Origin of the sequence: Pedobacter sp. GR22-10 (assembly GCF_026239715.1) — a bacterium.
Classification (GTDB): Bacteria; Bacteroidota; Bacteroidia; order Sphingobacteriales; family Sphingobacteriaceae; genus Pedobacter.
The window spans coordinates 77,440-90,741 of the sequence record NZ_JAPIVR010000008.1 but is presented as its reverse complement, the minus strand read 5'-3'; the positions used below and the strand labels follow the sequence as shown (position 1 = coordinate 90,741).

The 13,302-nt window shown below is 35.7% G+C and carries 12 protein-coding genes; all 12 read left to right on the top strand.

Features of this window, described 5'->3' with window-relative positions; translation table 11 throughout:
* Nucleotides 1–6 precede the first annotated feature (6 nt).
* The 12 genes from OQX64_RS21820 to OQX64_RS21765 all read left to right on the top strand — a co-directional run bounded on the left by OQX64_RS21820 (nucleotide 7) and on the right by OQX64_RS21765 (nucleotide 13,283).
* Nucleotides 7–1,323, top strand: coding sequence for a DUF4302 domain-containing protein (locus OQX64_RS21820; protein ID WP_265820345.1), 1,317 nt, complete (start codon nucleotides 7–9; stop codon nucleotides 1,321–1,323).
* Nucleotides 1,324–1,859: 536 nt separating this feature from the next.
* The gene (tssD, locus tag OQX64_RS21815) at nucleotides 1,860–2,255 is read left to right on the top strand and encodes a type VI secretion system tube protein TssD (RefSeq protein ID WP_025141859.1); all 396 of its coding nucleotides are present in this window, start codon (nucleotides 1,860–1,862) and stop codon (nucleotides 2,253–2,255) included.
* Between the two features lie 130 nt (nucleotides 2,256–2,385).
* Nucleotides 2,386–2,781, top strand: coding sequence for a type VI secretion system tube protein TssD (tssD, locus tag OQX64_RS21810; protein ID WP_088299806.1), 396 nt, complete (start codon nucleotides 2,386–2,388; stop codon nucleotides 2,779–2,781).
* Between the two features lie 339 nt (nucleotides 2,782–3,120).
* Nucleotides 3,121–4,986, top strand: coding sequence for a type VI secretion system Vgr family protein (locus tag OQX64_RS21805; RefSeq protein WP_265820344.1), 1,866 nt, complete (start codon nucleotides 3,121–3,123; stop codon nucleotides 4,984–4,986).
* Nucleotides 4,987–4,988: 2 nt separating this feature from the next.
* Nucleotides 4,989–5,165, top strand: coding sequence for a hypothetical protein (locus OQX64_RS21800; protein ID WP_172406549.1), 177 nt, complete (start codon nucleotides 4,989–4,991; stop codon nucleotides 5,163–5,165).
* Nucleotides 5,166–5,167: 2 nt separating this feature from the next.
* Nucleotides 5,168–6,088 (top strand): hypothetical protein, encoded by a 921-nt coding sequence (locus OQX64_RS21795; protein WP_088302226.1) that lies wholly within the window; start codon nucleotides 5,168–5,170, stop codon nucleotides 6,086–6,088.
* A gap of 1 nt (nucleotide 6,089) precedes the next feature.
* On the top strand, nucleotides 6,090–7,025 hold the full coding sequence (locus OQX64_RS21790; protein ID WP_265820343.1) for a hypothetical protein: 936 nt from the start codon (nucleotides 6,090–6,092) through the stop codon (nucleotides 7,023–7,025).
* On the top strand, nucleotides 7,025–7,966 hold the full coding sequence (locus OQX64_RS21785) for a hypothetical protein (RefSeq protein WP_265820342.1): 942 nt from the start codon (nucleotides 7,025–7,027) through the stop codon (nucleotides 7,964–7,966). The genes OQX64_RS21790 and OQX64_RS21785 overlap by 1 nt, the downstream gene beginning before the upstream one ends.
* Nucleotides 7,967–7,970: 4 nt before the next feature.
* A complete protein-coding gene (locus OQX64_RS21780) occupies nucleotides 7,971–8,450 on the top strand; it encodes a DUF4280 domain-containing protein (protein WP_265820341.1) in 480 nt (159 codons plus the stop codon).
* A gap of 3 nt (nucleotides 8,451–8,453) precedes the next feature.
* Complete coding sequence (locus OQX64_RS21775) at nucleotides 8,454–11,237, top strand: OmpA family protein (protein WP_265820340.1); 2,784 nt, start codon at nucleotides 8,454–8,456, stop codon at nucleotides 11,235–11,237.
* Between the two features lie 3 nt (nucleotides 11,238–11,240).
* Nucleotides 11,241–11,849, top strand: a complete 609-nt coding sequence (locus OQX64_RS21770) for a hypothetical protein (RefSeq protein ID WP_265820339.1) — start codon at nucleotides 11,241–11,243, stop codon at nucleotides 11,847–11,849.
* 120 nt (nucleotides 11,850–11,969) lie between these two features.
* Nucleotides 11,970–13,283: a hypothetical protein gene (locus OQX64_RS21765; RefSeq protein WP_265820338.1), complete on the top strand. Its 1,314-nt coding sequence runs from the start codon at nucleotides 11,970–11,972 to the stop codon at nucleotides 13,281–13,283.
* Nucleotides 13,284–13,302 lie beyond the last annotated feature (19 nt).

The window sequence follows — 13,302 nt, the reverse complement described above, 5'->3', positions numbered from 1 at the left end:
ATCAACATGAAAAAAATATTAATATATACACTTTTTTCTCTTGCCTTATTTACGGGTTGTAAAAAGGAAGAGGTATTGATTGATGGCGAAAGACCTGAAGAAAGGGTTTCTACTGCTGTAACAAAATATAATAGTGAATTAACCGGGAGTACAAACGGCTGGAAAGCATTCCTATACCCGGAAGGCGGAGGTGGCTATTCATTCTACTTTAATTTTACCAAAGATAATAAAGTGAGTATGTATGCTGATCTGGATGTTGATCCGGCTAGAGAAAGTATGGAAAGTACATTTCGGGTAAAAGCATTACAAAATCCAACATTATCTTTTGATACTTATAGTTACTTACATATTCTGGCCGATCCTGATCCCAATACCTTTGGTGGCGTTGCAGGTTGGGGACTATATTCCGATTTCGAATTTACATTTGATAAACAGGTAGGGGATTCCATTATGTTAACCGGTAAGCTGTTAAAAAGCAAATTGGTTTTGGTAAAGGCAACAGCAGCTGAAAAAAAGCTTTATGATGAAAAAGGTTTACTAAATGCTATTCAAACATCCGTAGATTATATTGATGCTAATAATAACCTATATTTTACGCTTGTTGACGCCATAAAGGTTCAAACTTCTATCAACTATTTCCAAAAAGTGATAACCCTAATCTGGGATAACGGTAATGGTGGCGTAACTACAACTTCAACTGGCTTTGCTTTTACCTTAACCGGAATAAGGTTTAAGGAACCTTTAATATATAAAGATAAAGCCATTAGCGAGTTCACCTGGGATCCGGCTAAGCAGGTATATTTTACCACAGTAGGCGGAGTAAGACTGGAAATCGTTTCTTCAACAATTTCAATTTATCCTTTACACTTACTTTTAGGTATCCAATATTCCGGAATTATTGTTCCGAATGGTACGAATTACCCAGGATGGGGAACAGAATTTATTACCCGAAGAGCAGCCGCAGCAGCAGGTACACTTACATCAGGATATAATTTAAGATTAGATCGAATGGTCTTTAATTTTAATACCATAAATAATACCATGTTGTTAAGTGCTGATGTTTATCAGGGTGCAAACAGGTTTGTTGCAGATTTTCCATATACTTTTACTAAAACTACAGCAGGTGTATATAAATTTATAGGATCAGCACCAACAGGGAATGCTGCTTTAATTGTAACACAAATGGCACCACTTACTACGCAACGCATTAATGCAGATACTTTCACACTTGCCTATTTTACAAATCCAACAACGGGAGAGATCTTAGGTCAGTTTAAAAGTATAGAACATCCAAACTTTACATTCTCCGGCTCTTTACAGTAACGACGTATAACTTAAATAATTTGTACTTAGCGGCTGTGTCAAAAGTCATTTTTTGACGAGGAGTGCCAAATTAAATTCTAAAGCTGTTAAGCTTGCAATTATAAGAGGCTATTTTCGATTTGAAAGTAGCCTCTTTCTTAATTGATAACAAGGTTCGCGAAATTTAATTCCGTTATGTAATTATGTTTTACTTTTGATGCCGCTCTCTTTTGATGACCTGATTTTTAATTAACTACCGCCTTTAGGTGTGTCCTAAATTTCTACAAGTTGTGGAGAATCACTACAGTTTTTGAAGTGTATTATGATCTTCAATGTCTGTGCTGCGTGAAAATTTTCGTAAAATTTTTCCACATTTTTATCGTATATATTTGGTTTTACCAGTCTGGAAAGGCGAATAACCTGGGTTTTTCCACTTTTTTAAAAATTTTACCATACATTATTTCTTGCTTAACGTGCTGCTGGCTTGATATTTGGTTAAGGTTTGATATGGTAGCGTAAGCTATAAAGAACCAATTTTAACCAAAAACCCTAAAACTATGGCTTTCAAAGCTAGATTAAATTTTTCGGGCAAGGAGTACGATGTGCTTCATTGCGCCTATGCGTTAAACCGCGATGTAGATGCTAAAGGAAGACCCTCTTCCGGAGTTTACGGCGGTACCATTGATATTGAGATTGAGTCAACTGAAGACACCTCCATTATCGAAGCGATGGTAAACAACCAGTACAAACCCATTACCGGAACCCTTCTGATTAAGAAAACGGAAGAAGATGCCAAAATGAAGGAGGTTAATTTCGAAGATGGCTATATTGTCAAGTATTCCGAAGGAATTAACATTGTAGGTGATCACCCGATGACGCTTAAATTCCAGATCTCGGCCAGAAAGCTGAAACTCGGAAATGCAGAGCATCTAAACGATTGGCCTAAAGCGTAAAAGAGGTAGAGGATAAAAAGGTTGAAGGTATAAAGGTTAATTAAATGCCGGATACTCATGACCATGCTCTTCACCACACGCCAGCCGCTAACCCAATTCATTTTTTCAAAAACATTTAAAACTTACCAAAATGGCATTTAAGACCAGATTAACATTAGGTTCAAAAGAATTTGATGTATTACAGTGCAGCTTTTCATTAAACAGGGATGTAGACGCTAAAGGCCGTCCATCATCAGGTGTATACGGTGGTACCATTAACATCGAAATTGAATCAACTGAAGATACTTCAGTCATCGAATCAATGGTGAATAACCAATACAAACCACAATCAGGAACGATTGTCTTCAAAAAAGGTGAAGAAGATGCTAAAATGAAAGAACTAACTTTCGAAGATGGCTATATCGTTCAATATAGTGAAGGTATTGCCGTGAATGACAATACACCAATGACACTTACTTTCGTGGTATCAGCAAGGAAACTCAAGCTGGGTAATGCAGAACACGAAAACGATTGGCCGAAGGCATAATCTGCTTCAGGCAAAAAATAATATAGTTAAAGCGATTGGTATAAACCAGTCGCTTTTCGCTATCCGATTTTATTTATAACAGATTAGTCCATCTAAATTATTCGTTATTTTGATGTCCCGTCGAGGGACCATCTGAAGTTGATGCTTTCTCATTGCATTTAACCCTATCTGCGATGGCAAAACATTCATATTTTTAGCGGTCATAAGGTGGACATTAAAGAAGCAACATTTATTTAAACCCGGCACGGTACGTGAATCAAATGAGTTCTTAAAAAGAACACCACATTCCTTTCTGAATAAAGTTTCAAGTAATTGTTGAACCACTGATTTATCGTCAATATGGAAAAGAAACTCCTTGCAGAAATCAATATTGAAGGCAAAGAAATTACACACTTTGCTTCTTTCAGTTTAAAACAGGCTTTTAATGATCACCATCATTTCGAACTTCGTTTTAACCACGACCATATGGGTGCGCCCGGCCTGATCAGTTTAGATGATAGCCGCGATTTTGTAGGTAAATCCTTAACTGCATCTTTTGGCCATTCGCAGGAAGGCATGCAGCATTTTATAGGGATTGTTGCCAAAGTAGAACTCTCGCAGAGTCATGGTTACCATGGGGTGTTAATTGTAAGCGGCTATAGCCCGACGATTTTAATAGACCGTGGACCAGACCTGGGCTCTTATTTAGATAAAGATTTAAATGAGATTGTAAAACTGGCCACCAAAGATACGCCGGCCAACGATTTAAAGGTGGTGGCAAATGCAGACAGAGATACCTCAATCGACTACCTCATCCAATATAAAGAAAGCGACTTCGCCTTTCTTAACCGCCTTTCGGCAGAATACCATGAGTGGTTTTTCTATGATGGCAAACAACTCAATTTCGGCAAGCCCGATGTACAAAACGAAATCTCTTTATTTTACGGGCGGGATGTTCAGGAAATGCAGTATGCCATGGAAATCGGGCCGATCAAAAATAAACGGTTCTCCTATAATCCAAATCAGAATGAAATGCTTCAGGGCGAAAGCACTGGAAAAACGGATGGATCGACACCAGATTTATCACATGCCATCAAAGCATCAAACCTTACTTACAGCAAAACCTTTAATCAGCCCGCTTTAATCCGGGTAGATAATTCGAACGATATCAAAAAGCTGGTCGAAAATGAGGAAAAGGCCAATACCAGCGAACTTTTAAAGGTTACCGCCAGAGGCGACAATGCAGAACTGAGCATTGGCAGCATTGCCGAAATTACGATGAGTCTTCGGAAAGAATTGGCATTTACCACCGAAAGCTTAGGTAAATTCCTGATCACGAGCATCAATCACCACATCAATGAAAACGGTAAATACCACCATACCTTTGAGGGAAGGATAGCCACCACCGAACGTATTCTGGTTAAAAATTTCGAAAAGCCACAGCCGGATATGCAACTGGCAGATGTGATTGATAACAATGACCCCCAAGGGCAGGGACGGATTAAAGTAAGGTTTAAGTGGGAATGTTTAACCAATGATGTTACCGAATGGTTGCGGGTAGTTACGCCAAGTGCCGGAACAGGTGAGCGAGGCAGTAACCGGGGCTATTTTGCCATTCCTGAGATCAATGACCAGGTGATGATCGCCTTTGAAGAAGGCAACATCGCCCGTCCGGTGGTGATGGGCAGCGTATACCACAGTTCGAGTGTGGATAGCAGCCCGCTGATTAAAAATCACCTCAAAAGTATCATTACCAGAAGCGGGCATTTACTGGAATTTGATGATAGCGAGGGCACACAAGGAATTAAGCTGACCGATATGCACCAAAACATTATCTACATCGATACCAAGGGCAATAACATTACCATAACCGCCCTGGAAAACATGACGCTGAATTGCAAGAATATGCAGATTAATGTAGGCGAGAATATGGATGTGCAGGTAGGGAAAGATCAAAGTTCTAGTATCGGAAATAACCAAACCATTTCAGTAAGTAAGGATATAAATACCACGGCAGGAAATAATTATTCATTAAGTGCTGCAGGAGATATCCAGGAAAATTCCGATCATAGAAAAGAATTTGTTTCCAAAGACTTTGTTCGCCAATCCGATACCTCAAATGAACTGGCAAGTGCCATTAGTATCTTTAGTCAGTCTGAAAATATGACCTTACAAAGTGGTAAAACGGTAGAAGTAAACAGTGCAGAAAAATCCAAAATGTTTTAAACATGGCTATTCAGAAAACCAGTACAAATATGAGTATCCGGGTTAAATCTGCCTATGAGTTAACCGTTACCGGAAATATGCAGAAAATGGCTGCCAAAGTTAATATTGAGGCAAGGCGGAATAATTTAATATTAGCCAGTAATAAGAAAGTTGTTGGGCAAGGTGGAAAATCAAGTTAAACATGGCGAACGTAAAATTTGGAAATTATAGTCCATCGGAAGAACCTAAAGATTCGGTTCAGTATGTGTATTACACCCGGGAAGGCGAATATCTTGGCGGCATAGCCGGAAGTGCTAAAATTTATATCACTACGAAAGAAAAATACGATCAGGCCAGTGCAGCAAAGAATTTTGAAACTGTAAACGACGAAACGCAATTGCTAAAATATAATGAAAAAGCAATTATGCATGGTGATTTTCGCTATATCGCTTATGTGGTTAGTCATGAATCTGGGGATGAGGATATTAAGGAGTTAAGATGTGTGGCTTTTGCAAGTTATAACCGCTCGGTTTCTAAAAAGAAAACCTGGCGGGAACTGCTGGCATCCAGCTATTCTTCTGTACCTAATAAAAAAGAACTTCCGGATAAGAATGAAAATAAATCTAAACTGGCCAGGTATGCTGTAATTGATGTTTTACGTGGAATCGAAGACCTTACTGATGGTGCTGAGTTCTGGGATGGAACTGACTTTTTAGCCTGGGGAAATTCTGAACAAAATCCATATAATAAACTTGGCCAGAATAAATTTGATGAGTATAAGTTTATCGAAATACCAAAGGGTATCTATGATGATTTTGTAGCTGCTCAGGGTACAACAACCACAACCTATGGAGATTCAGGTAATCATGATTTGAAAAAAGATGCCGGAACCCATGAACATATAAAGGTAAAAGACAAAAAAGGAAATGAAAAATCGAAGATACGTTATTCAATTCCCGCGGCAGATTTTAACGATCAGGAACACTGGACGAGCGGAAACTTTTATTATGAAACCACTGCAAAAACTGCAAACGGTATTTCTGCAACCATCACCGCAGGTAAGAGTATTTTCTGGAAAATAACCCCTACACGTTTAACTTCAGAAACACCAGTAACACCATAAGATGAGTAAACTCGTAAACATATTTATATTTAACATACTCATTGCTTTGAGCTGCGTATGGCAACAAATTAAAATGCCGGCCACCCAGCATCGTGCTGTTTTAATTACAAAAACTGTTGTATCAAAATCTCTGAACGGAAATGAACGTAGTGTTAGTAAAATTTTGTACACCTCCACGCCATCGGGTGATCAGTACTTTGTCTATTCGATAGCAGATGGTTCGGTTTCTGAAGCGATCAGTTATAAGATGGTTGATACTAAAAATGGTCTTTTCTTTATAGCTAACAGGCTATTTTCAAATCAGGATGAAACAGATAGCCTGCATATTTCATTTGATGATCGCAAACACATGGTTTTAGTGGGTAAAACTGATCAATATGTTTTATTTCCTGCAAACTACATTACCTTTAAACAGCAGGTCAATCATCAACATCAGGTTTTGAGTTTGTTAAAATTATTGGAAGATAATATTGGTAACTATCCAATTGAAAGCCTGCTTCCGTTAATGATGGTTTCCAAACCGGATAAATTTAGCAAGCAGGTTCAACAAGCTAAGATTATTACACCAAGAAGTCAATCTGATGAAATTACAGATACCTGGACGTGCATTTACAATTATAATCAGGCTGGAAAAATCGTTTCTGTTAAAGCTTCTTCAGGTCAGGAGGTGCGTTTTGATAAAACGGTAACCTACAACACCGGCGGGATTGCCATTAAAGTGCATCAGAATATAGAAGACCGGCAGATTACGGATCGAAAGATGGCTTTTAATCCTCAACAAACTGGCGTAATAAAATGGACAGACCATGTATTGGAAACAGGTCAGAATGTTCAGACAGACCTGGTCACTACCCTGATGAGAAGAGATATTCAAGCAGTTAAAAAAGCAAATCTGTCTCAGGCAGAGGTATTAAGCTTAGTTAAACAAATGAAGTAATGAATGCTGGAAAACCCATCGATAAACATTCAGCCCAACAAGCTTTGAGATTAAAATGGATTCCTGATCAATCTGTTAGTTATGGTGTATGTATCACCTTCGAAAATGAAGGTAGTAAAAATGAAGTTAAGTATGAAGTTAAGGTTTCGCGTTTGAAACCAGGCAGCAATAATGAACCGTTATTTCAAATTGAGAGGACGAGTGAGGTATTTGTAAATGAAGCTATCCCTGAACTTGTTGCAGATAGATTGGCTTATGAAGCTGGTAAGGTTTTTTATCCACTTGTAATCTCAGTGGATAACAATGGAGGGTTTGAAACAGTTTATAATCATGACGAGATTCTTAAAAGATGGCCAAAAATTAAATCGAAATTACTAAGCAACTTCGATGGCGTGATGACTGATTATTATATTGCAAATATGGAAAAACTGTTGGCCATACCCCTTAATGTTACCAATATTCTTGGTAAGAATGATTGGTTGATAAATACTTTTTTTAAGCCCATATATAAAGTTTATCAAAAAGATAAATTTGAAAAGATGGTCTTCCCAATACTAAACAATTCTAATGTTGATAACTATTTGATTGCCGAAAAATTTGAGAAGAATTCCAATAGTTTTGGCGCAATTGAGGTACACCATGAGGGGAGTATTGAAATGGAAAATGCAGATAATTTTAACCAGTATTTTGGTGATTATCAAGGTAAATATTTCCTGCATCCGAAATACAAATATATCATTTCTTTGATATCTGATTTTTCAATTAGTTGTTACGCAACCAGTAAAGTACACCTTAGGGTTTTTATGATTCCCGAAGACGGAAGGGATTTTGATTACGATTTTCTTTCAACTTACGATGAAAATAATACTATAACCTCAGGGGCAGTTATACTGGATGGACCTCCTCAGAAAAGTTTTTGGGAACGTTTATTAAATATTTAAAACCATGGCAGAAAAACATATTGTAGTTCAGGGTGCACAATGCATGTGTAAATTTGGCTCGGCCCCTGATAAATTAAAAGTTCTTACACATACAAAAGAGTATGCAAATGATCAGGCTGCGAGTACAAAGCCCATCGTGACAACAGTTGATATTGGTGCAACTTTTGAAAAGAATATGTTCGGTACATGTTCTAAAATGAACAACAGGCCCTGCAAAGCCGTGGTTACTAAATGGTCAGGGTTTTATGAAAATACTATCCTTACCAATGGTGGTAAAATTTTGCTTGAAGATAGCAAGGCAACCTGTCCTGTGGGAGGAACTGATTGTATAGAAATTGTACAACATGGACAAAAGTCTGAACCTTCAAAGCAAAACTTTGATAATTCAAACAAAAATGTTTTAACACAACTCAATCCTATGTCAGATGCTGTGATAGAATCTGCAACAAACTTTGAAGGCACTGAAGTTGATATAAAATCATAATTTATGGCAAAGGGAGTTAAAAAAATTATTTGGACTGGAGAAGGCAGGGTATTAAAAAAGGGATCTATAGCGAATCATCTCCTGGTTTTGGCGGCCGGTGATTTTGTTTGGTTTAAAGTAGGGGAATGGTTAGAAGGAACAACTGAACAAGAAAAAACAAAAGACGTTAAATGGGCAATATTTAATGATAAGGGCTACATTGATCACCAAAGGACTATTCCCGGTAACTTTAAATATGGATATAAGATTCCAAAACCACTTTGTGGACCTTATACTTATTATATTGAAGCCTCTTTAACCGGAAACTTTGATGGAAAATCGGGTTTGAAAATTCGTGGTGAATCGCCTGCAAGAATAAATGATAGTAGATGGTCAAGAAATGAGGGTGGTGCAGATGTACGCAAAACCTACCAATTCTCTTACGGAGAATTGATTTGGTTAAGGCTGTTTACAGAAGGGTTAAATGGCTATAAAAACGTTGAGGTTCGCGTTTTTAGGAAACTAAGATCAGCATTTGGGCTATTGCCAAAGGATGATGAGGTTACAAGAAAAATCTATTTTGTTGAGGTAATCCGTGGCGAAATTAACCTTAAAATCCCTAATACTTATTTATGGCGCCAATCCATGAAAGATGTATCAAGTGTAGAAGAATTTTACATTCGTGTCGTACACCCGGTAACCGGCCAGTACATCCAGGATAATTTTGGTAGTGGTGATACTACTCACGCTCGTTTTTTAAGGATAAAAGATAAAACGGTGTCTCAAGTGGTAGAAATACCACAAAACAGAACTCCCGTAACCATATATGAGCCTGATAAAAATGCCGCAAGATTTGAATTATGCAAATTTGAGCAGATTACAGTTACAGAGGAAGGTAGTAAACCTGAACTGGTATTTGACAATGGTGCGGGTGTTAAAAATATTATTAATAGAAAAGAAGATGTTATTGAACCTATAATTTTTAACTTTAATAGTACTGGACTATCATCTGAAAGTTTAAAAAAACTTAACAATATTCTTCAATTTCTTTTGGAGCATAAGCATAGTATCATTCATTTGGATGGTTTTGCCTGCGTAATAGGTAAACAAAATTATAATAATATCTTATCTGAGAATAGGGCTAAGACCGTGAGAGAATTTTTTGTCAAAGGTAAACTTGATCCTGTCAGGATGGTAACTTCTGGTCATGGAGAGGTTAATCCAACTGATGATAAAATGGGTCGTGATAATATTAAATACAAGGATGAGGAAAGTTATAAAGGCAATCGAAGAGTTGATATTTCTTTTCAATATTATGGACATAATGCAGAAACAATTATTTATCAGTCTATTGGAGGCCCAACTCCACGAAATATAAAAATAGAGCCAGTTAAATTTGAAACAAAGGCATGCTTTGAACGGCCTCAACACACTAAGAATATTACGCTTAGCAATGTTAACCTTAAAGCTAGTAGCGTAGGCAATATTACTATTCCCGCAATATCAACTATGAGCAAGGATCATCCAATGCCATTAAATTATATATGGCCTATGAATAACCTTACCGAATTTGGTTCGTTTAGTTCTGCTAATGACTATTCAGTTCATGTTCATAGTTGTAGATATTTTTCTGTTCGCAACAATCCGACAATAAAGGTTAAGGTATACCCAGATATTAAATGGAATCTAGATTTCATGCTAAATTTGAATAATGACCTAAGTGTTAAGTGGCAAAATTTATCTCCAGAACAACATAAAGAATTTCAAAGCAAAGCAGGAAAAATTGGTGCTGAACGGCGCTGGAAACAAAAAGATGCTACTTTTAATTTTGGTTTAAAAGCACAGTGGGATAAATCAGGAACAGTTTACGGTGAAGATGCAGAATTAAAAGCGGAATATGAAGGTAAATTCAAGAAGCTTTATAATATTTTTTCATCTATCGGATCAATTGCAGATGGTATAACAAGTGTTACTAAGGGAGCAGTTAAAAAGGCGATACCTGGAGTACCAGCGTCCTTTGTGGTTAAACCGCCAAATCTTTCCTTAACTGGCGAATGGTTTTTGAAAAAAGTATTAAATTCCAGTAATTTACCAGAAGTTGGAACAGATGTAAAGATTACACTAAACGCAAACCCCTTAATAGGCCTTGAAGTTACTATAGATTTACTGGCGGCAATAATTTTTGGAGCTTCTGGTGTAGTTAGTGGCGGAGCAGCAGCTCCTGGAGTGCTTAAACTTTATAATCAAATTCAAGATAAACTAAAAAAAGGTATTGATGTAGGCGATGATAGCTTGGGTTTTAAGTCCAGTATTAATATATATATGGACTTGATTATTACCAGCGAAATTACAGTCGATTCTGAATTTAAATTTAATACTGTTGGTAAGCCATCAGATTCTAGACTTAAAGTTTGTACTGAAGCAAAGCTTAAAATTGAATTAAAAGTTGGTGTTATAGTTAAAGGTGAAGTATCTATGGCTGTTATTAAAGCTTATGCTTATTTCGAGGCTTCTGCCTCAGGAGATGCTTCTGTAACATTTGGACATAAAATTATTTATGATGAGAAAGGATTGTATTATCGACCGTTATTAGGTTTTGATGGCTTAAATGCTAAATACATAGTTTCAATATCAATGGGACTAGCAAAAAAAATCATTATTGATAAAACTAAAATAAAACAGGATGAAAATAATAAGGTTGTAATTGCTGAAGGTAATTATCCTGAAGTAATTCCAAAATTCGATGTAATAGAACATTTAGAAAAATTATTTGAAACAAGTGCAAATATACCATTAATCAAAAATTAAATTATGAAATATTTAACTTTTATGTTGATAGGAATGACTATCATTTCGTGTAAATCACAAACGAATACTGATCTTTTATCCCTAAAATTTGGTGTAAATCTTTCTAGCATTATCCAAAAAGATAAAGAACTAAAAAAGGGTCAAGATCCTAATCTGGGATTGTTAAGTTATACAACAAATAAACTAGATAATTATACAATAGGTAGCGTTAAACTCTTAACATATGCCTTTCCTAATGGAAATCTGGCTGATTATAATAACCTAACATTGTTTATTACAGATAAAATAAAAAATAATTATTTAGGATTCAAGTATAATTCTGTAAATCAGGAAGAAACAAAGTCTATCCTTGACTATTTAAAAAAAACATATCCCGATTATATTCAGTCTGATAAAAAAGAAAGTGGTGAATCTTATTTTTGGGAAATATCAACACTAAATGCATGGATTTTTAGTTATCAGTCGATTTCAATTGATAAGAATAATAATAATTTTTTTAGTACCGATTTTATTCTTGTAAAAAAAGGAACACGGATGGAAAATAGTAAAGACCCTAAAGTGATAACTATAAAGGAATATTACAAAATGATGTATCCAGATTTACTCAAATAAACTTTGAAAAAATATCACTTTAAATTTTATTTGCTAAATCCTGGAATATGATATTAATTAATATCTCAATAAATAGTGCTTTAATAGGATTTTATCAGATTAATTTAAATTTTTAAAAAAATGTTTTTCTGGCGGGAATTAAATATTAAAATTATTTGTGCCCTTATTGGTATATCAATAGGATGTAATACTTCAAAGCCCATACAAATAGATGATATTAGTAATTTAAAAAAAATCGATTTAAGCAGCTATCAAAAAACAACCATTGCCGGAATTAATTATTACCTTTTGCCATTTGAGCAAGATTACACCATAAATCGTAAACCTTTTCCTAATGCAGAAATTGACTTCTACAAGTATAAAGAACGTAATAGGGTAGTGATACTAGAGATGCAGCAGCCTAAAAAGGTAATTGGGTTTTCACTCCAGCTAGTAAATGATCAGGATGCGAAAACAATAGTTAGCAGCCTGCAATCCAAGCATAATCTTCAATTTACAATTGATACAATACACAAAATAGATTATGGTTATAACTTCGAAAAAAGAAAATTCCAAAACTTCAACATAACCTATGTTAATTTAATACAAAAAGATAATGCTTTATATGACATAAGGCAGCAATTAAAAAGAACCTTTCAAAAACAAATTAGCAATAAAACGATGAAACAACCATATTATCAATTAGATTTTAGTGCATCATCATGTAAATTCCAGATTAAAGTAAATGATATCGAAATTTTGTCAATGAATTTGGATGGGCAGACTGCCACAGATATTCCTATTAACGCAGCTGTTTTTGGAAGTGGCTTACAAAAAATAGAGGTTAAAGGTTATCCTTTGGACGGCAAAAAAATTCTAAATCCGGAAGCTTATATCAGATATAAGATCGTAGAGCAAAATGTAGAAAATGGGCAGTTTATGTTTGTCAAAGGCTCAGAAAAATATCAAACACCGAAAGTCAAAGTAGGGGAGCCATTTATTTATCACACCACTAACTTTATTGCTGAAGTATCTTATGAATTACAAAGTTGGAATACTTTACGTAATATCAAAGATTTGAAAACGGATATTAAACCCTTTTTAATCAAGGCATATCAACGTTTGATTAAAAAAGCAAAGGAAGGCGATTATAAACCACTTATTGAAGTTATTAAAATCGTTGAAGCTAGAAATTCAAAAACCATGTACTTAAGTGAGCAAGAAACTAAGCAGCGTATAAAAAGTATTTTGGATGATATAAATGACGGATTTGAAATAATGGATTTGGAAGGTGGCCAGGTTTTATCTTATGCAGGTAATGGTAAATTGGTTCGGCTTGTTAGAACAGACGGAAACTCAGCGTTAGCATTTTCAAATAGCAAAACAAGTGAAGAATTAATACTCGATATTTGGTTTTGTTTGCCTAATGGAGAAAGTGATTTCGTTGTTTTTTAATTGAGGCATTCCAGAAATC

Coding starts and splice junctions, on each gene's coding strand:
- OQX64_RS21820 (WP_265820345.1), top strand. CDS start 7: ATGAAAAAAATATTAATATATACACTTTTTTCTCTTGCCTTATTTACG.
- tssD (WP_025141859.1), top strand. CDS start 1,860: ATGGCTTTCAAAGCTAGATTAAATTTTTCGGGCAAGGAGTACGATGTG.
- tssD (WP_088299806.1), top strand. CDS start 2,386: ATGGCATTTAAGACCAGATTAACATTAGGTTCAAAAGAATTTGATGTA.
- OQX64_RS21805 (WP_265820344.1), top strand. CDS start 3,121: ATGGAAAAGAAACTCCTTGCAGAAATCAATATTGAAGGCAAAGAAATT.
- OQX64_RS21800 (WP_172406549.1), top strand. CDS start 4,989: ATGGCTATTCAGAAAACCAGTACAAATATGAGTATCCGGGTTAAATCT.
- OQX64_RS21795 (WP_088302226.1), top strand. CDS start 5,168: ATGGCGAACGTAAAATTTGGAAATTATAGTCCATCGGAAGAACCTAAA.
- OQX64_RS21790 (WP_265820343.1), top strand. CDS start 6,090: ATGAGTAAACTCGTAAACATATTTATATTTAACATACTCATTGCTTTG.
- OQX64_RS21785 (WP_265820342.1), top strand. CDS start 7,025: ATGAATGCTGGAAAACCCATCGATAAACATTCAGCCCAACAAGCTTTG.
- OQX64_RS21780 (WP_265820341.1), top strand. CDS start 7,971: ATGGCAGAAAAACATATTGTAGTTCAGGGTGCACAATGCATGTGTAAA.
- OQX64_RS21775 (WP_265820340.1), top strand. CDS start 8,454: ATGGCAAAGGGAGTTAAAAAAATTATTTGGACTGGAGAAGGCAGGGTA.
- OQX64_RS21770 (WP_265820339.1), top strand. CDS start 11,241: ATGAAATATTTAACTTTTATGTTGATAGGAATGACTATCATTTCGTGT.
- OQX64_RS21765 (WP_265820338.1), top strand. CDS start 11,970: ATGTTTTTCTGGCGGGAATTAAATATTAAAATTATTTGTGCCCTTATT.